Raw genomic sequence first — 24,166 nt, forward strand, 5'->3', positions numbered from 1 at the left:
CCGTTTTAATGTCTATTCCATTTCAGGTAGGGTACAATTTGTACCCCACCTGAAAAAATTACTTTTGTAAATTATATCATGTATGCTTTTGTGTTTCAATGAACGCTTACCCTCGTTCCTTGTTCTTCTCCCGTTCTTCCTTTTGTGGTGCAGATAAGAACTGGTCCACATTCCGCTTGATGGTATCCAGTTCCTTTACCTGAACTTTGATTTTCTGATAAGTTCCATACTCCTGCTGTTTCTCTGCGGTGAGGGAGTCCATCTCTTTTTTCAAGGCAGTAATATCTGGCAACTTTTGAACGCCCATCTGTTTGAGGGCTTTGGCAGCACTCTCAAAGAGGATGATCTGGCTTTCCTGTCCTCTCAGAAATTTTTCCTTGTCGGAAGATTTCCTGTACTGCTCATAGACTGGCCTGTGTTCCCGGTAGGCGGAAACGTGCTTTATCAGCAGGCCGATCTCGCCTATCCGTTGTTCCTTTGCCTTGATGGAGGACAGGAGCCGGTCCTGTTCCGTCATCACTTCATCAACCTTACCCTGTAACTGCTCATAGTGGGTAATGCCGTGTTCCGTGAGGAAATTGAATGTACGGGCTGCCTCCTTTAGATTGTTGATCTTCGCCCAATGTGCAAAGCCACCACTTTCCTGGGCTTTGAGATTGTTCTGTATATCAATGAGCAGGCTGATCTTCTGACTGCCTAACTTCGGCTGCTTGGATGGGCGGAGGCCTCCGGCAATCCTGGAGGAAACGGCTTCCTCCGTGTAATCTACGCCCAGGGTTTTCAGACGGGTAAACCGTTCCTGTCCCGTGGCTTTGCAGGAAATGTACTTACCCCGCTTGATCTCGTATCCCTCTGCCTCCAGCCTTTTCAGCAGTTCCTCAAAATCAGATACCTGGGGAATGAGCCGGTCAATGACTGTTTTCAATTTCGCCTTATAGCTGGTTCCCGCTTTCTCTGTGGTATGTTCAATGTAGCGCTTCCCTTTGTCCTGTCCCGGCACGATCACGGACAGACCATATTCCTTGCATAGCCGGTCGCTGGTGCGGCGGATGAAATGATAGCTCTGCTTGTTGGAGTGGTACTTCCGATAATCCACAAAACTGACAGAGTTAAAAATGATGTGATTATGAATATGCCCCTTGTCTATGTGGGTCGTGAGGACAAATTCATACTTGCCGCCCAACACTTCATTTGCCAGCTTCATGCCGATTTCATGGGCCTGTTTCGGCGTGACCTCCCCAGGAGAAAATGCCTGTATCAGGTGGCGACCCAGGTTGGTGCCCTTGTCTATGGCATGGCGGCGTGTCCAGGAAAATTCTATGTCGGCGGTTTCTGCGGAACACCCAAAGGAGGACACCAGGAGGGTTTCATCCGTTTTCCCAGGATTGCAGATATAGGCTATGGCCTTATTCAGCGTTGTTTTGATAGGATGTGTCTTTGTAACTGCCATATCTCATCCTGCCTTTCCCTGATCTCCTGAATGTCCGCCGCATAGGCGGAACCTCCCGCATTGAGCCGCTTTGCGATCTGGTTGATGTTCCTGCTGATGGCTGACAGGATTTTATTCATCTCCTTTATGTCCGTGGTGTCAGTGTAGATGATATATCCGTCAATCGCCATCTTCCGCAGATAAGCCCCATACCGTTGTGTGGGGAGCAGTTTCATCTTTTCATCTATCAGCCCTTTTTCCTCGGCTGTCACCCAAAACTTCATCTGAATATTTCTCTTTCGGTTCGCCATCGGTTTCCTCCGTTCTTCTAAGGGTTTGGGATTATCCCAACAAGCATTTTTCATTTTCGGGCAAAGGACCTGAAAATTAGAAAAATCGCAAACGGGTACTCGTTTGCTGTGCTTGCTGTTCTTTAGTTCTTCGTACTTAGGTAATCCCGAAAACCTCCGTTTGGCTACCGAAAATGCAAAGAAAAAGCGCTACAAACTTCATTCGTTCATAGCGTTTCTCATTCTCTGTCCAGTTGTGTCAGGAGCATGGTTACTCCCCTTTTTCTCTGGCATCCAACACGGCTTGTACGGTGGCAATGATAATTCCGATTTCCCGATCGGTCAATTCATCTGCCAGAGCGTCAAGCTGTCGGCGCAACGTAGTTTTCCCATATGTCGTATCCCCAAAAAGAAATTGATCCACGGAGATATGATAGCGGGACATGAGCTCAAAAAAGATTTGGAGGCTCGGATGTTGTCCCTTATTCTCAATATTGGCGAGATAGCGGGGAGAAAGATACATCTCATCACCTACTTTGTTACGAGACTCCTTCTGTCCTGTCCTCGCCGCCTTAATTGCTGACCCATAGGGGCCAAAGTCGATTTTTTCTACAGGTCTTTTTGCCATATTCATTCACCCGATTACATTTTACAGTTCCTTTTTCTCATTGAATATGTCTACACAATTCCCAACATAAGCCAAAATAATTCATGATTTCGGCTTGATATTCTTGACATGACAAGGTATAATCATATGAATGGCAAGAAAAAACCATTTGCTTATCAAATACAATAGCACAAACAAGAAAAATTATGAAATTACAAGGAGAGGATTACTACCATGTTAAGACCGAAAGAAGTTGTTCAGTTATGGGTAGATGCATTCAATAACCATGATGTGGAAGCAATTACAGCTCTTTATCATGAAAATGCGACAAATCACCAAGTAGCGAATGAGCCAGTAGTAGGCATTGAAGCAATCCGTACCATGTTTACAGCCGAATTTTCAACAGCGGATATGACAGCTATCGTAGAAAATATTTTTGAGGATGGGCAATGGGCAATCCTTGAATGGCGTGATCCATTGGGGTTACGGGGATGTGGCTTTTTTCAGGTGGTGAACGGAAAGATTTTATTCCAACGAGGCTATTGGGATAAACTCTCATTTTTGAAACAGCACAATCTTCCAATAGAGTAAATATGACATTTTAGTAGGAGAAAATATGGAATACCGGACATTGGAAAACATAGATTCCATTTGTATATACGAAGCGTTTACACAGGCATTTTCTGATTATCAGGTTTCAGTTGATATGTCTTTTAAATCCTTTGAGACAATGTTGAAAAGAAATGGATTTATGCCTGCGGTTTCAGTTGGAGCCTTTGTAGATAAAACGCTTGTCGCTTTTATCTTGAATGGAGTGAGAGAGTGGGATAATGAAAAAACAGTCTATGACCTCGGAACAGGAGTTATCCCTGATTTTCGCAGAACAGGAATCATGGGGGAATTATTGAATCTGGTCAGTGCTATATGTATAAAAAATAAAATCAGAGTGTATCAGCTGGAAGTGATTCAGGATAATGAGAAGGCGCTTACTTTATATAAAAAGCAGGGATTTCAAGTTGACAGAGTATTGAATTGTTACCAACTGACAGGTGGGATAAAAGAACCAGGCATATATAAAGCGTGGAAACTGGAACATCCAGAAAAAATACAAGAAGCTCAATGGACAATAGTCAAGGATTTTTGGACGTATCCACCTTCATGGCAAAACGCAAAAGATGCTGTATGCGCAATCGCCAGATCCTTTTCTTATACGATTGTTAAATTTGACGGAAACCTGATCGGCTATGGTATTGTGGACAAAATAAAAGGAGATATTGTGCAGTTAGCGGTACATCCTCAATATCGCAGAATGGGAGTTGCCACAGAGATTTTGTTGGATTTATCGAAACAAACAAAGAGTTTAGAGATGAAAGTAATAAACGTGGATGAGCGAGATCAGGCATTAAACATATTTTTGAAGAAAATGAAGTTTCGTGTATTTGTTAAACAATATGAAATGAGAAAATATTTTTCTGTTTAGGATATTGCATAGATGAAGAAGCTGACTTTAAGGGCGGTTGTCAGTGAAGGGGCAGGCATGAGATATAATAAAACAATAATGTTAAGTAATGGTGTGGAATGTTGTTTGAGGAATGGAACAGAAAGTGATGGTCAGCTTGTATTGGATAATTTCAATCTGACACATAGCGAAACCGATTATTTGCTTACATATCCAGATGAAAACAGTTTTAATGCCGAACAGGAAAGCCAGTTCCTGAAAGAAAAGGCTGAGAGTGAAAGGGAGATTGAACTGATTGCCATAGTTGACGGTGTCATTACAGGAACAGCAGGAATCGAGGCAATCGGTACAAAGTATAAGGTACGGCATCGGGCAGAATTTGGCATCAGCGTTGCGAAAAAATATTGGGGGCTTGGAATTGGTAAGGCTTTGCTGGCTTCATGTATCGAATGTGCTAAAGCAGCGGGCTATAGCCAGCTTGAACTTAATGTGGTTGCTGAAAACGAAAGAGCCGTTTCTATGTATGAACAGGCTGGATTTGTCGAGTTTGGAAGAAATCCCAAAGGATTTTGCTCCCGCATAGCCGGATTTCAGGAGGTCATTTCTATGAGATTAGAATTGTGATGATTGAAAGATTTATTTCATGCTTGCTTTTCGGGTGCGGATGTGTTATAATCATGATATTTCCAAAAAGGAGTTAAAAAATATGCGGCAGGGTATTCTTAAATAAAACTATAACCAAATAGTGGGAACAAAAAACTTTGGGATGTCCTTTGGAACAAGGGCTTGGTTTTTTGTGCCTATTTAAGAATACTTTTGCCTTATATATTGACATAGCAAGACAAGTGACAAGCGTCTGTTGGCGTATGTCTTTTATGTGTATGTCCAAAGATTAAATCCCCAGCGGTAAGAGTATTTTGCTGCTGGGGATTTTTATGCCTTTTTTTGGCTGTGAATGGAGGATGACACATGAAAATAATCAATATTGGCATTCTTGCACACGTTGATGCAGGAAAAACAACACTGACAGAAAGCCTGCTGTATACAAGCGGGGCAATCATAGAACCGGGCAGTGTAGATAAAGGCACAACAAGAACGGATTCTATGGCTTTGGAACGTCAAAGGGGAATTACCATTCAGGCTGCCGTTACGTCTTTTCACTGGAAAGAGTACAAAGTGAATCTTGTAGATACACCGGGACACATGGATTTTTTGACAGAAGTGTACCGTTCTTTATCAGTTCTGGACGGAGCGATTTTAGTAGTGTCTGCAAAAGATGGCGTACAGGCACAGACCAGAGTGCTGTTCCATGCGCTGAGGAAGATGAAGATACCAACCATTATTTTTATCAATAAAATCGATCAGGAAGGCTTTGTTCCTGCACAGACTTATCAAAATATCAGAGAAAAATTGACAGAAGATATGATGGTTATGCAGGAAGTTCATTTATTTTCAGAACTAACACTTTCCGACGTTGCGGATTTTGAAAAGTGGGATGCTGTGATTGCCGGGAATGATGATCTTTTAGAAAAATATCTTTCAGGAGCGCCTTTGACATTGCGGGAACTTCAGGAAGAAATAAAGCGAAGGGTACAGCAGGGAACTTTTTTTCCGGTATATCATGGAAGCGCAAAAGAGAATATCGGGACAAAAGAATTGCTTGATGTAATCACAGATATTTTTTCATCGAAAACGGATAACTGTCAATCGGAACTGTGCGGGTACGTTTTTAAAATTGAATATACCGAGCAGAAAAAACGACGGTGCTATGTAAGGCTGTATAGTGGTACGCTTTGCTTACGGGAAACGATTTTTTTGCAAAAAAAGGAAAAGATTAAGATTACAGAGATGTCAATTCCATTTAAGGGAGAAATTGTCCAGACAGATACTGCTGATTCCGGGGAGATTGTTATTTTGTCTGACAACACATTAAAGTTAAATGATATTCTGGGAGACGAAAAACTGTTGCCACGCAAGGCATGGACGGATAATCCCCTGCCGCTTCTTAGGACAACGATAGAGCCAGCCAAAGCAGAGCAAAGGGAAGTGTTGCTGGATGCCCTTACAGAGATTGCGGATACTGATCCGCTTCTGCGCTTTGTGATTGATCCTGTCACTCATGAAATCATTCTTTCCTTTTTGGGGAAAGTACAGTTAGAAGTTGTTTGTTCTTTATTGAATGAAAAATATTGCATCGAGGCAGAGGTAAAAGAGCCTACGGTCATTTATCTGGAAAGACCACGAAAAGAGGAGCATTATACAATTCATATTGAAGTGCCGCCAAATCCCTTTTGGGCGTCGATTGGTCTGGCAGTCACTCCCCTTCCTGCTGGGAGCGGAACAGAATATGAAAGCAAGGTGTCACTTGGTTATTTAAACCAAAGTTTTCAAAACGCAGTTATGGAAGGGATTCAGTATGGATTGGAGCAGGGAGTGTATGGATGGGAGGTGACAGATTGCAGGATCTGTTTTGAATACGGAATTTATTACAGCCCAGTCAGTACTCCGTCAGATTTCCGCTTTCTTGCGCCCATTGTGCTGGAACTGGCATTAAAAAAAGCAGGAACACAGGTTTTAGAACCCTATCTTTCTTTTACCCTGTTTGCACCGCAGGAATATCTTTCACGGGCTTATCATGATGCTGTGAAATACGATGCGGTAATTGAAACAACTTCAATAAAAAATAATGAAGCGATCTTAACTGGAGAAATACCGGCAAGACGGATTGGGGAATACAAAAGCGATCTGAATTTCTACACAAATGGAAGAAGTGTTTGCCTGACGGAATTGAAAGGGTATCAGGAAACTTCAGGGGAACCTGCAGTACAGCCCCGCCGCCCCAATAGCCGGCTGGATAAGGTTCGTCATATGTTTCAGAAGATCATGTAAGGTCTTGCGCAATGCAAGCGTTCATTGCTGGCTATTGCGGAATATCATTGATAGAATCAGTAGCAGAGAGGAGGAACTATTTTGAACAAGGAACAGACAGATATTACAACAGGAAAGCAAATACGTCATCTGCGGACACAATCGGGAATGACACAAGAGGAATTAGCCGGGGAATTAAATGTTACCCGGCAGGCGCTATCGAATTGGGAGAGGGATGTCAATGAACCCGATATAAATACGTTGAAAAAAATCTGCTTTCTTTTTGGAGTCCACATGGATGATCTTGCGAAGGAGGTAATCATAAAAATGGAAACAAATATGGAAAAAACAAAACGACCGTTTAATAAGTATGATATAGCAATCGGATTATTTTACGCAGTTGGTATCTTTATCGGCATTGGTATTTTCTTTGTGGGTGGTCTGATGACAATGTCCGGTACAGGCTGGGGAGCGTCACTATTTGGAGGTTTTTGCTTTGCCCTTGTATTCGGTTTAATATGCCATGCTATTATTACATTAAAACGACATGATTAAAATGAAAAAAGCTGCTTGCGGTTAATAAAAAAACCGTTGTGTGGGCAGCAAAATTTTAATGCAATAAAGAAAAAGCCAAACGGCGGTTTTGACAAAATCAAAGCCGCTGTTTCTTTTTATCTTCTCAAGAAATGACGCGGTACCACTGGTAAAAGCGGCGGCTATAGGAGGAAGCCGCCATGAGCTATAAACCATATCAACAAATTCTTACATTCTTTGACTTATCAAAAAAAGCCCGACTACCACCGGGGATGTTTCTACCCCTGAATATGAACTTTTAAATCATCTAAATACTGCTGTTAATTCCTTTGCGTCTGTCTGCGTCTTGCAGTCAGGCGCTTTTTTCTGTTTATTCGGGACTTCGCAAAATAGCAGGGCCTTTTATAAAATTTTTCTCCGATCTTGGTTGCCAAATTGCGGTTTCCATGATTACCCCTGCGAAAGGGAGGAGAACTATCACCCGCCTTTGCGGCTGCGAAGGGAGGTGAGAAAATGAAAAACTCCTATGAGCAGCGTGTTCAAAATCAGTTTGGCGGTTTTTGTACCAGGGTTTTGAAGAACGAGGCCAACCGTATTCTGAATGAATACGCAAGGCAGCGTGACCGCGAGAAATCTCTGGATGAACTATCGCCGGACGAGCTGGCACAGGCCGCCTCCTATGACAAGTATTTTCAGGACGAATATGTCTTTGAAGTGCTTGGGCAGAAAGTGTTTGTGGTCGGTGATCTGCTGGCAGAGGCTCTGTCACAGTTGCCGGAGGACAAGCGGGATGTAATCCTGCTGTCCTACTTCCTGGGAATGACGGACCGTGAAATAAGCGAACAGCTTAATGTGGTTCGTCAGGCTATCAGTAAACGGCGCAGCGGTATCCTCAAAGAACTGCGTGAGTATTTGGAAAAGGAGGGATTTGAATGGCCCGAAACATAAGAGAGCCCATACCGCTGCCAGTGATCCTGGCAGCCTCAGAGGGTGACGAGAGAGCCTTAAATGCTGTACTCAATCATTACAAGGGCTATATTCGTTTCCTCGCCATGAGACCTATGAAAGATGAATATGGCAACGAACACCTCTATGTGGACGAAGATATGAGGCTTCGCCTGGAGGCTAAACTGCTGTATAGCATTGTAACAGGTTTCAAGGTTCTGCCGGTCTAAGGTACATATTACAGGCGTGTTTTGTCCTCTCTTTCCTCGCCTGGTATTTGAACCGGATCGGAGCCATAAATGCACCTTGACAAAGAAAGTCCGGACGATAACTCCGTGACAGCATAGGACAGGCAGATACATTCTCTTTCGGTGGAGCCATCTGGCAGGTGCGCCATGACCTTTTTAAGCGAGCGATCAATACCATGCCACAAAACAGCTTTGGCAGGCTGTGGGCCATGATACCCAAAGAGGACAATGATACTCCCTTACAGCCATCAGTTCGAGCGTTGATAGCGTCGCAAGCAATGGGTAGGGCCGGATGAGAACCATGCGGGGGTGAAATTCCCGTGGAGCCATGCTAATGGCCGTCTGTTTTGTCCTTTTTAATATGGATAAATCGAAAACTTTTTATTAGCAGCTGACAATTCATATAAAGCGCGGCATAATGATGATAGAAGTTATGTTTTGTATGATTGATCGGCTGCTGAAAGGAGGACATTATGAACCAGGCCGAAAATCGTACACCTGGCAATGTCCCCGAACAGAGAACTTACAAGGTTGAAGATATAGCCGTGATGTTAAATATCGGCCGTACTTCTGCATATAACCTTGTGAAAGAGGGACATTTCAAAACCGTTCGAGTTGGTAATGCCATACGAATTTCCAAAAAATCATTTGACGAATGGTTAGACGCTCAGGCGTTCTAACGGACAAAGAAAGGAAGATCGATCATGGCATCCATCATCAAACGAAAAAAAGCATATTCTGTTGTTTACAACTACATAGACGAAAATGGAGAAACGAAACAAAAGTGGGAAACCTGGCATACCCATAAAGAGGCTCTAAAACGGAAAGCGGAGGTTGAGAACCAGATCAACACCGGTACTTTTCTTCCTCCCAACAATCAGAAAGTATCTGATTTTCTGTATGATTTTGTTTCCACCTATGGGGCAAAACAATGGGGCGTGTCCATGTATGACAGTCAAACCGCCCTGATCGCCAACTACATCAATCCGATTATCGGTGATATGGAGGTTCAGGCAATTACTCCCCGTGTGGTAGATAAATACATTCAGACTCTCCAAAAGACCCCTCCTGTTTGTAAGAGGAACCGAAAACCGAAAACAGAGTTTATTTCCAATCAGAACATTGAGAAGATCATCAAACTTCTCCGCTGTGCCTTTAAGCAGGCTGTCCGCTGGGAGCTGATTGCAAAAAATCCCTTTGAGAATACCGTATTACCGAAAACAGAGTACAAGAAACGTGACATCTGGGACGCCGATACCATCCGTATCGCTCTGGACCAGTGTACTGACAGCAAATTGTATGTTGCTATGAACCTTGCATTTGCGTGTTCTTTGCGGATGGGAGAAATTCTTGGTCTGACCTGGAAGAATGTCCACATTGAGGATGAAAACATAGCGGCGGATAATGCCTATGTTTACATTGAGGCAGAGCTGATAAGGGCTTCCAAACAGGCGATTGAAATGATAGGAGAAAAAGATATTTTCCATATCTTCACTCCGCTTATGCCTAACACCAGCACACGGCTGATCTTGAAAAAACCGAAAACAAAATCAAGTGAGAGAAAAGTCTGGCTGCCGAAAACCGTTGCTTATATCCTCCGTGAATGGAAAAAAGCACAGGATGAGCTAAAGAGCTTCCTCGGTGAGGAATACCAAGATTATGATTTAGTGGTTGCCCTGCCTAATGGCAGGCCATGTGAGAACCGGATTATTGAGAAAGAATTTTCTCTGCTGAAAGAAAAAGCCGGATTGCCTAATGTGGTGTTCCACTCTCTCAGACATTCCAGCACTACTTATAAGCTGAAACTCAACCACGGCGATCTGAAAGCCACCCAGGGGGACACGGGCCACGCTGAAATTGATATGATTACAAAAGTGTACGCCCACATCCTCGACGAGGACCGTAAGATCAATGCCCAGAAGTTTGAGAGTGCCTTTTATGCTAATCCTGATCTGCGGAATGTAAAGCCTCCCCAGGAGCCGGAACAGCCTCAAGCACAAACCTTAGACCTGGCGGCATTGGTGGAACAGCTCCAAAAATCCCCGGAGCTTGCAAGCACCCTGGCAGCATTGCTTACCGCTCAAAAGGCTGGCTAAAATCTCAAATTAGCAAGAAGTCCATTTTTCTTAGCAAGCTCTCCATTTTAGTTCGTTTCCAATTAGCAAAAAATTCATTGTAACGCATAAACAAAAAAGTAACCCTCCAACCCTGGTAGATGGTTTTAACAAAAGGCTGCGGCTGAACAAAAAAAGCTGCAAACCCTTATGAATAAAGGCTTGCAGCGTTGTTCGCTGGCGTCCATGAGAGGATTTGAACCTCCGACCCCACGCTTAGGAGGCGTGTGCTCTATCCAGCTGAGCTACATGGACATTTATCAAAATATTAAGTTTTATGCAAGATTTAGACTCGAACCATCTACCGCTTAGGAGGCGTGTGCTCTATCCAGCTGAGCTACTGAGACATTTATAAGTTTTATGCAATTTTCAAGGCTCGAAGGAATCGAACAATCTGCCGCTTAGGAGGCGTGTGCTCTATCCAGCTGAGCTACTGAGACATTTATAAGTTTTATGCAATTTTCAAGGCTCGAAGGAATCGAACAATCTGCCGCTTAGGAGGCGCTTGTTATATCCATTTAACTATGGGAACAAATGCCGTATTTTCGGGCTTTTTCAGCCTTTTCGGTCACGGCGACCAACTTTATGAACTCAATCACTTTCGTGATGAATCATCTGATTTCTTATTTCGACATTTCTATATGCCATTGTTCAAATCGGACTCTTTGTTACCACCTTTTTAAGTTCCACGGCTTTAACTATGGTTACTTCTTAGGAGGCGTGTGCTCTATCCAGCTGACTTACAGAAACTTAAGAGTCAGTCTTGACTGACTTCACTTAAAGAGTGTACCATAAAATAAGAAAACAGACAAGGAGAAATAACATGGAACGCGAGATAGATATGAATGAGGTGTCTGACGGGAGACTGTACGGGCCTAGGGATATGGTGAAGGCGGACTGTGGTGGCTGCGCGGGGTGCTCTCAGTGCTGTGAGAGCATGGGAAGTACGATTATCTTGGATCCCTATGATGTGTGGCGGCTGACCAGGGGGCTGGGAGTGAGCTTTGAGGCGCTTTTGCAGGACAAGCTGGAGCTGAATCTGGTGGAGGGCGTGATTTTGCCGAATATGAAGACTTCGGGAGAGCAGGAGCGCTGCGGCTTCCTGAACGAAGAGGGACGCTGCAGCATCCATGGGCTGCGGCCGGGTTTCTGCCGGATCTTTCCGCTGGGACGGTTCTATGAGAACCACAGTTTTCAGTATTTTCTGCAGGTGCATGAATGTCCCAAAGAGCCGAAGCTGAAGGTGAAAGTGCAGAAATGGATCGACACGCCGGATTTGAAGCGCAACGAGAAGTTTATTATAGACTGGCATTATTTTCTGAAAGAAATCACCGCCCGGCTGGAAGCAGCGGACGGTGAGAATTATCAGAAGCAGGTGGACCTGTATATTCTGAAAAGCTTTTATCAGAAGCCCTGGGAAAAAGACAGGGACTTTTATGAGCAGTTTGAGGAGCGGCTGGGCGAGGCCCGGAGCCTGTTTCTTGCTCTATAGGAAATGGTGTGTCACATTAAAGCGCGAAAGTCATGCTTCCTATAGAGCAAAAAACCCTCCGGGGGGATGCGCACTCGGCGCAGTGGTAGATGGTTGCCAAGGCAACCGCGCCTCGGCGCGAGAATGTGCCAACGGCACATTCTTTCTTACTTAGGCCCTTATGAAAATCAAGAGAACTTACCGTTTCTTTGGCGTCCGGCGATACCTGGTATCCGGGCGCTTTTTTCGGAAGGGCCAGGAGAACCGGCGTCTGCGGCTGCTGCGTCTTCTTCTGAGTCCCGGAACCGGAAGGTTCACGGAGAACTGGAAGGTATTCATCAGATGCCGGATGAGCCGGTACAGCAGGAAGAGCAACAGGGCGATTCCCGCCACAATCAGGATCAGGCGTACATTGATCTTGATGAAATGCTTCTGCTGAATGGGCTCCGTCCCGGAAGAAGCGTCGGTTTCTGCAGAGGCGCTGTCGGAAGTATCCTCCGAGGAGTCCTCAGCTCCGGTTTCTTTGTCAAAGGCAAAGTCCTGCAGGTTGTCCTTGGTGAGCTCGATGGAGGCAGTTCCCACGGGCTCTCCATGATAGGTGTAGGAGAGGGTGGCGATCACATCCGAATCCGTATCCTCGTCCTGGAAAGACAGCTCCGGTGATGCGTCCGAGAAGGATGCATCATTGGGAAGCACAACCGCGTCATCGGAATTGATCTGAATCAGCGGCTTGGACTGGCCGAAGATGGCACTTCCGATGTAGGAGGTTCCGGAACCCGCTACGGAAAAGTTCGTTTCATTTTCAGAGACATTGTAGCGGGTGAAGTTTTCGGAAGCATAGTCCAGAAGCAGGGCCGTGTCGGTGAACAGCGGAACGCCCTTTTCTCCGGTGGACTGGGTCCGCATAGTGACCACGATAAGGGTCATGCCGCCTCGCTGGGCCACGGTAACCAGTGTACCCTTGGCCACGCTGGTATTGCCGGTCTTGCCTGCGATGACCGTATCATCCAGGTAGGTGGTGACGCCTCGGTAGGGCGCGATCATGTAATGATGATTGGTCATGTAGGTGATCTCATCACGCTTATTGGTGGGCGGCATCTGGTATTTGGCCGTACCGGAGATCCGGAGAAAATCTGGATTCTGGATGGCGGCCCTGGTAATCAGGGCCATATCGTGGGCACTTGTATAATGGTTGTCGTCGTGAAGACCATTGGCATTGGAAAAATGGGTATTGGTGCAGCCCAGCTCCTCCGCCTTCTGATTCATCATTTCCGCGAAGGAGTTGATGGAACCGGCCACATGCTCCGCCAGGCCGTTGGCGCACTCGTTGGCGGATTCCAGCATCAGGGCGTAGAGGGACTGCTCCACAGTGAGCTGCTCGTCCTCGGTGGTGTAGATGCTGCTGCTCCCCGCGTCGATGGAGTGGGTCGCATTATAAGAATAGGTAACCACCTCGTCCAGAGAGCAGTTCTCCAGGGTGATCAGAGCCGTCAGGATCTTTGTGATACTGGCAGGATAATTCTTCATATCCATATCCTTATTATAAAGGATGGCTCCGCTGGATGCTTCCATGACAATGGCGGATTCCGCGTAGATCTGCGGGCCCTGGGGCCAGCCGTCGATGGCATTGGAATCAATATCCTTATTATAAGCAGCCTGACGCTCTGCTTCGATTTGTTCAGCGGCAGCTTTCTCCGCGGCGATCTGGGCAGCCGTCTTTCTTGTGGTCTTTTTAGCGTCTGCGGAGATGGGACTGAAACAGAGGGATCCCACCAGGGAAAGGGTCAGAAGACCCGTGAAAAACCGAAATCTATGTGAAAATTTCATATTAAAAGCACTCCTGCAATAAAATTGTAACATTTTGATTCTAAGTATAGGCTATTTCCGGCAAGGACGCAAGGGCTTCAACGAAAAGTTTAACGTTCCTTAAGAAAAAAGTGGGAAAAATCAGGCCGCCAAGGTTGACAAAGCCCGCAAAAACGGGGTATACTGGCTAATAGCAACGAAACATAAAGAAAACGCATTGACGAAGAGAGTAGAAAAGCGCCAAAAGGCACAGCGAACCGGGGAGGGTGGAAGCCCGGTGCGAGTAGGACTTTTTGAAAATCACTTCCGAGCTCCGGGCTGAAGAATCGTGTATAGAGAAGCAGGATTTTTAGGTACCGGCGGCGCTCCTCCGTTACGGGAGACACATGTGATAGCATGTTGTAATTAGGTGGTTTCACAGAAGCGATCGGCTTTTGTCCTGTTACAGGACGAAAGCCTTTTTTTTCGCGGAAGGCATAAGTCAGGCCGGAATACTTGTATTCCGATCTGACGCCGCCCGCGAATCTGGAATTCTGTGAAGCAGAATTTCAGATATTTCAAAAGGAGGAAAAATCATGTACAACAAAGTATCAACCGACCTGAATTTCGTCGGCCGTGAGAAAGAGATTGAAAAGTTCTGGGATGAGAATCACATTTTCGAGAAGAGCATGGACACCCGCAAGGAAGGCGAGACCTACACCTTCTACGACGGACCGCCCACCGCCAACGGTAAGCCCCACATCGGCCATGTGCTGACTCGTGTTATCAAGGATATGATCCCCAGATACCGCACCATGAAGGGCTACATGGTACCGAGAAAGGCCGGATGGGATACCCACGGACTTCCGGTAGAGCTGGAGGTCGAGAAGATGCTGGGCCTGGACGGTAAGGAGCAGATCGAGCAGTACGGTCTGGACCCGTTCATCCGCAAATGTAAAGAGAGCGTCTGGAAATACAAGGGCATGTGGGAGGATTTCTCCGGCACCGTAGGTTTCTGGGCTGACATGGAGCATCCGTTTGTCACATACGATGACAACTACATCGAGTCCGAGTGGTGGGCGCTGAAGGAGATCTGGAAGAAGGGCCTGCTGTACAAGGGCTTCAAGATCGTTCCCTACTGCCCGCGCTGTGGTACCCCCCTTTCCAGCCATGAGGTAGCCCAGGGCTACAAGCAGGTGAAGGAGCGCTCCGCCATCGTCCGCTTCAAGGTAAAGGATGAGGACGCGTACTTCCTGGCATGGACTACCACCCCCTGGACCCTGCCATCCAACGTGGGTTTGTGTATGAACCCCAGCGACACCTACGTAAAGGTCAAGGCAGCAGACGGCTACACCTACTACCTGGCGGAGGCACTGGCAGACAAGGTGCTGGGTGGTCTCGCAGAGGAAGGAAAGCCCGCTTACGTGGTTCTGGAAAAATATGTCGGAAAAGATCTGGAGTACAAGGAGTACGAGCCCCTATTCGCATGTGCCGGAGAGGCAGCAGCAAAGCAGCATAAGAAGGGCTTCTATGTAACCGTAGATAATTATGTAAGCATGTCCGATGGTACCGGTATCGTTCATATCGCGCCGGCTTTCGGTGAGGACGACGGACGTGTGGGCCGCAACTACGACCTGCCCTTCGTACAGTTCGTGGACGGCAAGGGTAACATGACCGCCGAGACGCCGTATGCAGGTATGTTTGTAAAGAAGGCTGATCCCGAAGTCCTGAAGGATCTGGACGCAGAGGGCAAGCTTTTCGACGCGCCCAAGTTCGAGCATGATTATCCGTTCTGCTGGCGCTGCGACACACCGCTTATCTACTACGCGCGTGAGTCCTGGTTCATCAAAATGACCGCGGTAAAGGATGACCTGATCCGCAATAACAATACCATCAACTGGATCCCGGAGAGCATCGGTAAGGGACGTTTCGGCGACTGGCTGGAGAACATTCAGGACTGGGGCGTAAGCCGTAACCGTTACTGGGGAACTCCGCTGAACATCTGGGAGTGTGAAGGCTGCGGACACCAGGAGTCCATCGGAAGCCGCGAGGAGCTCTATGAGATGAGTGGCGACGAGAACGCGAAGACCGTGGAGTTCCACCGTCCGTACATTGACCAGATCACCATGAAATGCCCCTGCTGTGGCAAGACCATGCGCCGCGTACCGGAGGTACTGGACTGCTGGTTCGACTCCGGAGCGATGCCCTTCGCGCAGCATCATTACCCGTTTGAAAATCAGGAGCTGTTCCATCAGCAGTTCCCGGCACAGTTTATCTCCGAGGCCGTAGATCAGACCCGAGGCTGGTTCTACTCCCTGCTGGCAGAGTCCACTCTTCTGTTCAACAAGGCTCCTTACGAGAACGTCATCGTTCTGGGCCATGTACAGGATGAGAACGGCCAGAAGATGAGTAAGTCCAAGGGAAATGCGGTAGATCCCTTTGACGCGCTGGATAAATACGGCGCAGACGCTATCCGCTGGTATTTCTACATCAACAGCGCGCCCTGGCTGCCCAACCGTTTCCACGGAAAGGCCGTACAGGAAGGACAGCGTAAATTCATGGGTACCCTTTGGAACACCTATGCGTTCTTCGTGCTGTACGCGAACATTGACGAATTTGACGCAACCAAGTACGAGCTGAATTACGATTCCCTGAGCGTCATGGATAAATGGCTTCTGTCCAAGCTGAACACCGTAGTGGGCGAGGTAGATGATAACCTGAATAACTACCGGATCCCGGAGGCAGCAAGAGCCCTTCAGGAGTTCGTGGACGATATGTCCAACTGGTATGTACGCCGCAGCCGTGAGCGTTTCTGGGCAAAGGGCATGGAGCAGGATAAGATCAATGCTTATATGACCCTGTATACCTCCCTGGTAACCATTTCCAAGGCAGCAGCGCCCATGGTACCCTTCATGACAGAAGAAATTTACCAGAATCTGGTAAGAAGCATCGACAAGGACGCTCCCGAGAGCATCCATCTGTGCGACTTCCCGACTGTAAACAAGGCATGGATCAACGAAGAGCTGGAGCGCGATATGGACGAGGTTCTGAAGATCGTTGTGATGGGCCGTGCGTGCCGTAACACCGCGAACATCAAGAACCGTCAGCCCATTGCCCAGATGTATGTAAAGGCTCCCTACAAGCTGGCTGAGTACTACTGCGAGATCATCGAGGACGAGCTGAATGTGAAAAAGGTAGACTTTACCGACGACGTCCGCGCATTTACCACCTACAGCTTCAAACCGCAGCTGAAGACCGTAGGACCCAAGTACGGCAAGTTCCTGAACGGCATCCGCCAGCACCTGTCTGAGGTGGACGGCAATACCGCCATGGACGAGCTGAAGGAGAAGGGAAGCCTCACATTTGACGTAAACGGTACAAGTGTGGTATTATCTGAAGAGGATCTGCTGATTGACATGGCGCAGACCGAAGGCTTTGTATCTGACGGTGACAATACCATCACCGTAGTGCTGGACACCAAGCTCACACCGGAACTGATCGAGGAGGGCTTTGTTCGCGAGATCATCAGTAAGGTACAGACCATGCGTAAAGAGGCAGATTTCCAGGTAACCGACAAGATTGTGATTTCCTGCAAGGGCAATGAGAAGATCGAAGAGCTCATTAAGGCAAATCAGGAGCAGATCAAGTCCGAGGTTCTGGCTGTGGATGTGAAGTTCGACGAGGCCAATGGCTACGTGAAGGATTGGAGTATCAACGGTGAGAAGGTTACCATGGGCGTAGAGCGCGCGTAAAACGCGCGCTTACGCGCACCGATACGGTAAACGAGGAGGACATTATTATGAGTAAAAGACCCTTTGACAAGGATCTCTTCAAAAGAAGCGTAGTTTACAACGTGAAAACTCTGTACCGGACATCAATCGAAGAGGCAACGCAGCATCAGATTTTTCATGCGGTAGCACTGGCTACCAAGGATGCGATCATCGACGCATGGATCGCGACCCAGGAGCAGATGAAAAAGCAGGATCCGAAGATCGTGTATTACATGTCCATGGAATTTCTGATGGGCCGTGCGCTTGGTAATAATCTGATTAACCTGACCTATTATGATGAAGTAAAGGAAGCCCTGGAGGAGCTTGGCTGTGATCTGAACGTGATTGAGGATCAGGAGCCGGACGCAGCTCTGGGAAATGGCGGTCTGGGAAGACTGGCAGCCTGCTTCCTGGATTCTCTGGCAACCCTGGGCTATGCGGCATACGGTTGCGGTATTCGTTACCGCTACGGTATGTTTAAGCAGAAAATTGAGAACGGCTATCAGAAAGAGATTCCGGATGACTGGCTTTCCGATGGCAATCCCTTTGAGCTTCGTCGTCCCGAGTACGCGAAGATCGTCAAGTTCGGCGGTTATGTGGACGTAGAGGTGGATCAGAACGGCAAGAGCCATTTCATTCAGAAGGGATACCAGGCCGTACGGGCGATTCCCTGCGACCTTCCGGTGGTAGGCTATGGCAACAACGTAGTAAACACCCTCCGTATCTGGGATGCGGAGGCTATGAACACCTTCCGTCTGGATGCCTTTGACAAGGGCGATTATCAGCAGGCTGTGGAGGAAGAGAACCTGGCGAAGCTGCTGGTAGAGGTTCTGTACCCCAACGATAACCATATGGCAGGCAAGGAGCTGCGTCTGAAGCAGCAGTATTTCTTTATCTCCGCCAGCGTACAGGAGGCCATTGCCCGTTATAAGAGAAATCATGAGGATATCCGCAAGTTCTACGAGAAGGCGGCATTCCAGCTGAACGATACCCATCCCACCGTGGCAGTGGCAGAGCTGATGCGTATCCTGATTGATGAGGAAGGCCTGGAGTGGGATGAAGCATGGGAGGTAACCACCAAGACCTGTGCGTACACCAACCATACCATCATGGCAGAGGCTCTGGAGAAATGGCCCATCGAGCTGTTTTCCCGTCTGCTTCCCCGTGTATACCAGATTATCGAGGAGATCAACCGCCGTTTCGTGATGGAAATCCAGAACAAATATCCGGGCGATCAGGAGAAGATCCGTAAGATGGCTATCATCTATGACGGACAGGTAAAGATGGCTCATCTTGCCATCGCAGCAGGACACTCCGTAAACGGCGTGGCGAGACTGCATACCGAGATCCTGAAAAAGCAGGAGCTGAGAGATTTTTATCAGATGATGCCGGAGAAGTTCAACAACAAGACCAACGGTATCACCCAGCGTCGTTTTCTTCTTCACGGCAATCCGCTGCTGGCTCAGTGGGTGACCGATCACATCGGCGACGAGTGGATCACCGATCTGTCCCAGATCAGCAAGCTGAAGATCTACGCAGACGATGAGAAGGCGCAGCAGGAGTTCATGAACATCAAGTATCAGAACAAGGTGCGTCTGGCAAAATACATTCAGGAGCACAACGGTATTACCGTAGATCCCCGCTCCATCTTTGACGTACAGGTTAAGAGACTGCATGAGTACAAGCGTCAGCTTCTGAATATTCTGCATGTGATGTATCTGTACAACAAGATCAAAGAGCATCCGGATATGGAATTCTATCCGAGAACCTTTATCTTTGGCGCTAAGGCAGCTGCAGGCTACCGCCGCGCGAAGCTGACCATTAAGCTCATCAACTCCGTGGCAGACGTGATCAACAACGACGCGTCCATTAACGGCAAGCTGAAGGTGGTATTTATCGAGGATTACCGTGTCTCCAACGCGGAGCTGATCTTCGCGGCGGCAGATGTATCCGAGCAGATTTCCACCGCCAGCAAGGAGGCGTCCGGTACTGGTAACATGAAGTTCATGCTGAACGGAGCCCTGACCATCGGAACCATGGACGGCGCAAATGTGGAGATGGTAGAAGAGATGGGCGAGGAAAATGCCTTTATCTTCGGCCTGAGCGCAGACGAGGTTATCAATTATGAGCAGCATGGCGGCTACAACCCCATGGATATCTTCAACAGCGATCAGGATATCCGTCACGTGCTGATGCAGCTCATCAACGGATACTACGCACCTCAGGATCCGGAAATGTTCCGCGATCTGTACGATTCCCTGTTGAACACCAATAACAGCGACCGTGCAGACACCTACTTCATCCTGAAGGATTTCCGCTCCTACGCAGAAACCCATGCCAAGATCGAGTCTGTATACCGGGACGAGAAGCAGTGGGCGAAGAAGGCTCTCTGGAACACCGCATGCAGCGGCAAGTTCTCTTCTGACAGAACCATTCAGGAGTACGTGGACGATATCTGGCATCTGGACAAGATGACGGTGACTCTTCCGAAAGAGGATACAGAAGTCAGCGGCAAGAAGGCTGCAAAATAAAATGTAAATTACGAAAGGACAGACGTTTTCGGACGCCTGTCCTTTTTTGCTCTATAGGAAATACCGTGTTACGTTAAAGTGCGAAAGCTATGATTCCTATAGAGCAAAAAGCCCCTCCGGGGGATCGCACTGCGGCGGAATGGAATGATGTCGCTAAGGCGACCCGCCGCAGGCGGAGAATCCTGCAGAGCAGGATTCTATTTTGCGATCGGTCTGTTGCAAAATGGAGTGAAATCGTGTATGGTTAAGAAAAAGGGGGTCAGGCTTATGTATTATGAACATCAGAAACCTTACCATATCGGATTTATCAATGAAGCCGGGGCGCGCTACGCCATCTTGCCGGGCGATCCGGGACGGGTGGAAAAAATCGCCTCCCATCTGGAACATCCGCGGTTTGTGTCCCAGAACCGGGAATACACCACCTGGGTGGGTGAGCTCGAGGGCGAGCCGGTTCTCGTTATGTCAACTGGAATGGGAGGCCCGTCCGCAGCCATCGGCGTGGAGGAACTGCATCAGGTGGGCGTGCATACGGTACTGCGTATCGGCACCTGCGGCGGCATGGCCCTGCCGGTAAAGGGCGGCGATCTGGTGGTAGCCACCGGGGCCATCCGCATGGAGGGAACCTCCAAGGAATACGTGCCCATCGAGTTTCCGGCAGTGGCGAACCTGGATGTGACCAATGCGCTGGTAAACAGCGCGAAGGAACTGGGACATCCGTATCATGCGGGCGTGGTCCAGTGCAAGGATTCCTTCTACGGACAGCACAGCCCGGAGCGGATGCCGGCGGGCTACGAGCTTCTGAATAAATGGGATGCCTGGTTGAAGGCCGGAGCTCTGGCTTCCGAGATGGAAAGCTCGGCCGTATTCATCGTGTCCCAGATTCTGGGCATGCGGGCAGGCTGTGTGTTGAACGTGCTCTGGAATCAGGAGCGGGCGAAGAACGGAATGGAAGATATAGAAACTCACGATATGACTGCGGCCATTCAGGTCAGCATCGAAGCCATTCGGAAATTAATTCGAGAGGAAAGAGATGAAACATGAAATGAGTATTCTGGATTGTGCCGGAACGGCGGAGTAAAAGTGGGAGAAAAAGAGAAGCAGGCTTTCGGTCTGTTTCTTTTTTTTGATACATACGCTATAGAATGAGAGAAAAAATAAAAACAGGGATGGCCCTTTTGATTATTTTACTTTTGCTCCCCTATGTGGCCGCCGTGTTCCGGACCGGAAGTATGACCGGCACCGAGAAACAGGAAGAGATCACGGAGCTGGAACGGTGCGTGGCGGAAGTCCTTCCCACGGAAATGCCGGTGACCTACGAGCTGGAGGCCCTGAAAGCCCAGGCGGTGATCGTCCGCACCAATCTGCTCTGCGCGGCCATGGAGTATTACGGAACCGAAAGCCGGGAGGAGGCTGCCGGACAGATCCGGGAAACGGATCTGGAAATCTTGGGCTTTTCCTATTACACGCCCATTCAGGAGGAAAAGCTCTGGGGCTACGAAAACTGGGAACGTTATCGGGAAAAATGCGAAAAGGCAGCGGAAGCTACCGACAGTCAGGTGATGATCGCCGGGGAAAAGCTGCTGGAGCTTCCCTACCATGCAGTCAGCGCGGGAAAGACCCGGGACGGCTCGGTGCTGGGAGCAGCCTATCAGTGGCTGGAGTCCGCGGACTGCCCGGAGGATGTGGAAGCCCCGGAGTATCTGCATATCCGGGAATGGGAGCCGGGAGAACTGCCTGCCGACACGGAGATTCTGGAGCGGGACAGGGCCGGGTATGTGACAGGGGTAGCTGCGGACGGCATCTCTCTGGGCGGGGAAGAATTCCGGGCCCGGTATGGGCTGGAATCCAGCTGTTTTTCTCTGGAACGTACTGACGAAAAGGTCCGTATTGTTACGAAAGGATGCGGACACGGACTTGGCCTCAGCATGTATCAGGCCAATCGTTTTGCCAATGAGGGATGGAAGTATTCGGAAATCCTGTCTTATTTTTATAAAAATGCCGTGTGTATAAGCTTCTCGGAAAGTGGCTATGCTAGAGATAGCAAGAGCAATACCGCAGCGGAGGCTGTCGGTGTGTAAAAACAGACAGAGGTGAAGCGTATGGCAGTAAAAAGAAAGAAGAAGAGCGGCTTCGGGGTGAGCAGAAGCACCACCGTGGCGCTGGGACTGTGTTTTCTGGCAGTAGTGACCATGATTGGCATGTATACGGTGGGAAGGACCGAGGAACAGCAGAAACAGCTGGAGCAGCAGGTGTCCGAAGCGGAGCAGGCTGTGAAGGCCCGGGAAGAACAACTGGCCCGGGAGCGCAGGCAGGCAGAGGAACGGCAGGCGGCTGCGGCTGCAGCGTCCAGGGATCAGGCGGATAAGGCCGGAAAGACCAAGGACGGGCCGGAGCTGGAAAGTGAGTATGAGAGCGAGACAGCAGATCTGCCGGTGACAGAGGATGAGACTGTGCTCTTGCAGGAGACGGCGGGGGAAGCTCTGGCACAGACGGAGCCTACTCTTTCCTTTTCCGGGGAGCAGGGCAGCCTTCTCTGGCCGGTGGCAGGCACCATTCTCCTGGATTACAGTATGGACAAGACCATTTATTTTCCCACACTGGACCAGTACAAATGTAATCCGGCCCTGGTGATTCAGGGAAATGCCGGCCAGAGCGTGCTGAGTGCGGCGGACGGAAAGGTGACCGGACTGGAGACACTGGAGGAGACAGGCCTGACGATGACCATGGATATCGGCAATGGCTATGAGCTGATTTACGGCCAGCTTCAGGACGCGGCCGTGCAGGAGGGAAGCTATGTGAAGGCAGGAGAGCTGCTGGGATATCTGGCGGAGCCCAGCCGGTATTATAGCAAAGAGGGCTGCAGCCTGTATTTTGAAGTAAAGAAAGACGGAACCAGCGTAGATCCTAAGACGCTGCTTCCGTAACCGGATTCTGATCGGAGTTGATAAGCCGTTCCTTCTGGGAGCGGCTTAATTTTTTGATGGCGCATTCCCGCTTCATGGCCTCTTCCTTTGTGTCAAAGGTCTCGTAGTAGGCCAGGGTCACAGGCAAATGAGCACGGGTGTATTTGGCGCCGCGGCCGGCATTGTGGTCGGCCAGGCGCTTTTCCAGATCGTTGGTCCAACCGGTGTAGAGCGAACTGTCGCCGCACCGGAGAATATAGGTATAGTTCATAAGGCACTCCAGAGGTTCCGGGAATAAGGACAGAAAAAGGCTCCCTCCTTTACAGGGAACGGTCGTCGGAACCAGTTCCATTATAAAGGAAAGAGCCTGAAGAGTAAAGAAACAGTTCTGCTTTACAGACCGATGGGCATCCGGGCCACAAACACATACATCATGATAAAGTGGCAGATGCTTCCGCCCATGACGAATAGATGGAAGATCTCATGGGAGCCGAAGTACTTATGCCGGGCGTTGAAGAGAGGAAGCTTCAGGGCGTAAATAATACCGCCCACAGTGTAAATGATGCCGCCTGCCAGCAGCCAGCCAAAGGCCGCGGGAGACAGGGCGTTCAGAATCTGGGTGAAGGCCAGCACGCAGACCCAGCCCATGGTGATATAGAGCACGGAGGAGAACCACTTGGGGCAGGTGATCCAGAAGAGCTTCAGGATAATGCCTGCGATGGCGATACTCCAGACGATGGCACAGAGGGTATAGCCCACCTTGCCGCCCAGGACGATCATGCACACGGGCGTATAGGAACCGGCGATGAGGACGAAGATCATGCAGTGGTCAATCTTGCGCAGAATCCGGTTGGTACGCTCGGAAAGGTTCAGGGTGTGGTAGGTGGCGCTGGCCCCGTACAGGAGAATCATGCTCACAATAAAGATGCTCAGGGAAATCAGATGGATTTTGTCCGGATTGCTGGCGGCCCGGATCAGGAGCGGCGTAGCTGCAAAGGCTGCCATCAGCATTCCGATAAAATGAGTGATCGCACTTCCCGGATCTTTGATTTCAAATGTCATAAAAATAACCCCTTTCGTTCTATGAAATAACGTGGTTTATAATAATTCTATATGTAGTATTAAATACTATGTATAACTATATTCATATTATAAACAAAAAAGAACAAAAGTCAAGGGGGATTTCAAAGGCCGGAATTCAGAATTTTTATC

At 48.5% G+C, this 24,166-nt stretch carries 21 protein-coding genes and 1 tRNA gene; 15 read left to right on the forward strand and 7 right to left on the reverse strand.

The genetic code is table 11. The features are described 5' to 3' along the window. Positions 1–106 precede the first annotated feature (106 nt). From H8S44_RS15235 to H8S44_RS15245, 3 genes are all read right to left on the reverse strand, one after another. Complete coding sequence (locus H8S44_RS15235; protein ID WP_105310312.1) at positions 107–1,450, reverse strand: relaxase/mobilization nuclease domain-containing protein; 1,344 nt, start codon at positions 1,448–1,450, stop codon at positions 107–109. Continuing rightward, positions 1,411–1,740, reverse strand: coding sequence for a plasmid mobilization protein (locus H8S44_RS15240; RefSeq protein WP_105310311.1), 330 nt, complete (start codon positions 1,738–1,740; stop codon positions 1,411–1,413). The genes H8S44_RS15235 and H8S44_RS15240 overlap by 40 nt, the downstream gene beginning before the upstream one ends. A gap of 250 nt (positions 1,741–1,990) precedes the next feature. After that, the gene (locus tag H8S44_RS15245) at positions 1,991–2,347 is read right to left on the reverse strand and encodes a helix-turn-helix transcriptional regulator (protein ID WP_158683094.1); all 357 of its coding nucleotides are present in this window, start codon (positions 2,345–2,347) and stop codon (positions 1,991–1,993) included. 213 nt (positions 2,348–2,560) lie between these two features. On the opposite strand from H8S44_RS15245, the gene H8S44_RS15250 reads away from it, so the two are divergent. The 9 genes from H8S44_RS15250 (at position 2,561) to H8S44_RS15290 (ending at position 10,476) form a co-directional block, all read left to right on the forward strand. Continuing rightward, the gene (locus H8S44_RS15250) at positions 2,561–2,917 is read left to right on the forward strand and encodes a nuclear transport factor 2 family protein (protein WP_074924845.1); all 357 of its coding nucleotides are present in this window, start codon (positions 2,561–2,563) and stop codon (positions 2,915–2,917) included. Between the two features lie 25 nt (positions 2,918–2,942). Then, positions 2,943–3,806, forward strand: coding sequence for a GNAT family N-acetyltransferase (locus tag H8S44_RS15255; protein ID WP_105310309.1), 864 nt, complete (start codon positions 2,943–2,945; stop codon positions 3,804–3,806). Positions 3,807–3,863: 57 nt separating this feature from the next. Then, positions 3,864–4,409: a GNAT family N-acetyltransferase gene (locus H8S44_RS15260; protein WP_166462290.1), complete on the forward strand. Its 546-nt coding sequence runs from the start codon at positions 3,864–3,866 to the stop codon at positions 4,407–4,409. A gap of 345 nt (positions 4,410–4,754) precedes the next feature. Beyond that, positions 4,755–6,674 (forward strand): TetM/TetW/TetO/TetS family tetracycline resistance ribosomal protection protein, encoded by a 1,920-nt coding sequence (tet, locus tag H8S44_RS15265; protein ID WP_119225074.1) that lies wholly within the window; start codon positions 4,755–4,757, stop codon positions 6,672–6,674. 81 nt (positions 6,675–6,755) lie between these two features. Next, on the forward strand, positions 6,756–7,208 hold the full coding sequence (locus H8S44_RS15270) for a helix-turn-helix domain-containing protein (RefSeq protein ID WP_105310306.1): 453 nt from the start codon (positions 6,756–6,758) through the stop codon (positions 7,206–7,208). 492 nt (positions 7,209–7,700) lie between these two features. Further along, positions 7,701–8,135: an RNA polymerase sigma factor gene (locus tag H8S44_RS15275; RefSeq protein WP_105310305.1), complete on the forward strand. Its 435-nt coding sequence runs from the start codon at positions 7,701–7,703 to the stop codon at positions 8,133–8,135. Beyond that, positions 8,120–8,362 (forward strand): helix-turn-helix domain-containing protein, encoded by a 243-nt coding sequence (locus H8S44_RS15280; protein WP_118213098.1) that lies wholly within the window; start codon positions 8,120–8,122, stop codon positions 8,360–8,362. Before H8S44_RS15275 ends, H8S44_RS15280 begins: the two co-directional genes overlap by 16 nt. A 491-nt stretch (positions 8,363–8,853) precedes the next feature. Continuing rightward, on the forward strand, positions 8,854–9,060 hold the full coding sequence (locus H8S44_RS15285) for a helix-turn-helix domain-containing protein (RefSeq protein WP_105310303.1): 207 nt from the start codon (positions 8,854–8,856) through the stop codon (positions 9,058–9,060). A gap of 24 nt (positions 9,061–9,084) precedes the next feature. Next, positions 9,085–10,476, forward strand: coding sequence for a site-specific integrase (locus H8S44_RS15290; protein WP_166462229.1), 1,392 nt, complete (start codon positions 9,085–9,087; stop codon positions 10,474–10,476). 196 nt (positions 10,477–10,672) lie between these two features. Here the strand turns inward: H8S44_RS15290 and H8S44_RS15295 are convergent. Continuing rightward, positions 10,673–10,749, reverse strand: a tRNA-Arg gene (locus H8S44_RS15295). Positions 10,750–11,317: 568 nt separating this feature from the next. Here H8S44_RS15295 and H8S44_RS15300 point away from each other — a divergent pair. Continuing rightward, a complete protein-coding gene (locus tag H8S44_RS15300; protein ID WP_186871531.1) occupies positions 11,318–11,986 on the forward strand; it encodes a YkgJ family cysteine cluster protein in 669 nt (222 codons plus the stop codon). A 177-nt stretch (positions 11,987–12,163) separates the two neighbouring features. On the opposite strand, the gene H8S44_RS15305 is transcribed toward H8S44_RS15300, so the two are convergent. Next, positions 12,164–13,792, reverse strand: coding sequence for a D-alanyl-D-alanine carboxypeptidase family protein (locus tag H8S44_RS15305; protein ID WP_186871532.1), 1,629 nt, complete (start codon positions 13,790–13,792; stop codon positions 12,164–12,166). A 554-nt stretch (positions 13,793–14,346) separates the two neighbouring features. Here H8S44_RS15305 and ileS point away from each other — a divergent pair. The 5 genes from ileS (at position 14,347) to H8S44_RS15330 (ending at position 22,975) form a co-directional block, all read left to right on the forward strand. After that, positions 14,347–17,502 (forward strand): isoleucine--tRNA ligase, encoded by a 3,156-nt coding sequence (gene ileS, locus H8S44_RS15310; protein WP_186871533.1) that lies wholly within the window; start codon positions 14,347–14,349, stop codon positions 17,500–17,502. A 47-nt stretch (positions 17,503–17,549) separates the two neighbouring features. Then, entirely contained in the window at positions 17,550–20,051 is a 2,502-nt protein-coding gene (locus H8S44_RS15315; protein WP_186871534.1) for a glycogen/starch/alpha-glucan phosphorylase, read from the forward strand. Positions 20,052–20,318: 267 nt separating this feature from the next. Beyond that, positions 20,319–21,092, forward strand: coding sequence for a uridine phosphorylase (gene udp / locus H8S44_RS15320; RefSeq protein ID WP_186871535.1), 774 nt, complete (start codon positions 20,319–20,321; stop codon positions 21,090–21,092). Positions 21,093–21,226: 134 nt separating this feature from the next. Then, the gene (locus H8S44_RS15325) at positions 21,227–22,129 is read left to right on the forward strand and encodes a SpoIID/LytB domain-containing protein (RefSeq protein WP_186871536.1); all 903 of its coding nucleotides are present in this window, start codon (positions 21,227–21,229) and stop codon (positions 22,127–22,129) included. A gap of 21 nt (positions 22,130–22,150) precedes the next feature. Continuing rightward, a complete protein-coding gene (locus H8S44_RS15330; protein ID WP_186871537.1) occupies positions 22,151–22,975 on the forward strand; it encodes a M23 family metallopeptidase in 825 nt (274 codons plus the stop codon). On the opposite strand, the gene H8S44_RS15335 is transcribed toward H8S44_RS15330, so the two are convergent. Both H8S44_RS15335 and trhA read right to left on the reverse strand, forming a co-directional pair. Further along, a complete protein-coding gene (locus tag H8S44_RS15335) occupies positions 22,956–23,225 on the reverse strand; it encodes a GIY-YIG nuclease family protein (protein WP_186871538.1) in 270 nt (89 codons plus the stop codon). The genes H8S44_RS15330 and H8S44_RS15335 overlap by 20 nt on opposite strands. Positions 23,226–23,347: 122 nt before the next feature. Beyond that, entirely contained in the window at positions 23,348–24,016 is a 669-nt protein-coding gene (gene trhA, locus H8S44_RS15340; protein WP_186871539.1) for a PAQR family membrane homeostasis protein TrhA, read from the reverse strand. Positions 24,017–24,166: the final 150 nt, after the last annotated feature.

The organism is Anaerosacchariphilus hominis, from assembly GCF_014290175.1.
GTDB classification, from domain to species: Bacteria; Bacillota; Clostridia; order Lachnospirales; family Lachnospiraceae; genus Laedolimicola; species Laedolimicola hominis.

Excerpts from the sequence above, each read along its gene's own strand:
- H8S44_RS15235 (WP_105310312.1), bottom strand. The coding sequence starts at position 1,450 with ATGGCAGTTACAAAGACACATCCTATCAAAACAACGCTGAATAAGGCC.
- H8S44_RS15240 (WP_105310311.1), bottom strand. The coding sequence starts at position 1,740 with ATGGCGAACCGAAAGAGAAATATTCAGATGAAGTTTTGGGTGACAGCC.
- H8S44_RS15245 (WP_158683094.1), bottom strand. The coding sequence starts at position 2,347 with ATGGCAAAAAGACCTGTAGAAAAAATCGACTTTGGCCCCTATGGGTCA.
- H8S44_RS15250 (WP_074924845.1), top strand. The coding sequence starts at position 2,561 with ATGTTAAGACCGAAAGAAGTTGTTCAGTTATGGGTAGATGCATTCAAT.
- H8S44_RS15255 (WP_105310309.1), top strand. The coding sequence starts at position 2,943 with ATGGAATACCGGACATTGGAAAACATAGATTCCATTTGTATATACGAA.
- H8S44_RS15260 (WP_166462290.1), top strand. The coding sequence starts at position 3,864 with ATGAGATATAATAAAACAATAATGTTAAGTAATGGTGTGGAATGTTGT.
- tet (WP_119225074.1), top strand. The coding sequence starts at position 4,755 with ATGAAAATAATCAATATTGGCATTCTTGCACACGTTGATGCAGGAAAA.
- H8S44_RS15275 (WP_105310305.1), top strand. The coding sequence starts at position 7,701 with ATGAAAAACTCCTATGAGCAGCGTGTTCAAAATCAGTTTGGCGGTTTT.
- H8S44_RS15280 (WP_118213098.1), top strand. The coding sequence starts at position 8,120 with ATGGCCCGAAACATAAGAGAGCCCATACCGCTGCCAGTGATCCTGGCA.
- H8S44_RS15285 (WP_105310303.1), top strand. The coding sequence starts at position 8,854 with ATGAACCAGGCCGAAAATCGTACACCTGGCAATGTCCCCGAACAGAGA.
- H8S44_RS15290 (WP_166462229.1), top strand. The coding sequence starts at position 9,085 with ATGGCATCCATCATCAAACGAAAAAAAGCATATTCTGTTGTTTACAAC.
- H8S44_RS15300 (WP_186871531.1), top strand. The coding sequence starts at position 11,318 with ATGGAACGCGAGATAGATATGAATGAGGTGTCTGACGGGAGACTGTAC.
- H8S44_RS15305 (WP_186871532.1), bottom strand. The coding sequence starts at position 13,792 with ATGAAATTTTCACATAGATTTCGGTTTTTCACGGGTCTTCTGACCCTT.
- ileS (WP_186871533.1), top strand. The coding sequence starts at position 14,347 with ATGTACAACAAAGTATCAACCGACCTGAATTTCGTCGGCCGTGAGAAA.
- H8S44_RS15315 (WP_186871534.1), top strand. The coding sequence starts at position 17,550 with ATGAGTAAAAGACCCTTTGACAAGGATCTCTTCAAAAGAAGCGTAGTT.
- udp (WP_186871535.1), top strand. The coding sequence starts at position 20,319 with ATGTATTATGAACATCAGAAACCTTACCATATCGGATTTATCAATGAA.
- H8S44_RS15330 (WP_186871537.1), top strand. The coding sequence starts at position 22,151 with ATGGCAGTAAAAAGAAAGAAGAAGAGCGGCTTCGGGGTGAGCAGAAGC.
- H8S44_RS15335 (WP_186871538.1), bottom strand. The coding sequence starts at position 23,225 with ATGAACTATACCTATATTCTCCGGTGCGGCGACAGTTCGCTCTACACC.
- trhA (WP_186871539.1), bottom strand. The coding sequence starts at position 24,016 with ATGACATTTGAAATCAAAGATCCGGGAAGTGCGATCACTCATTTTATC.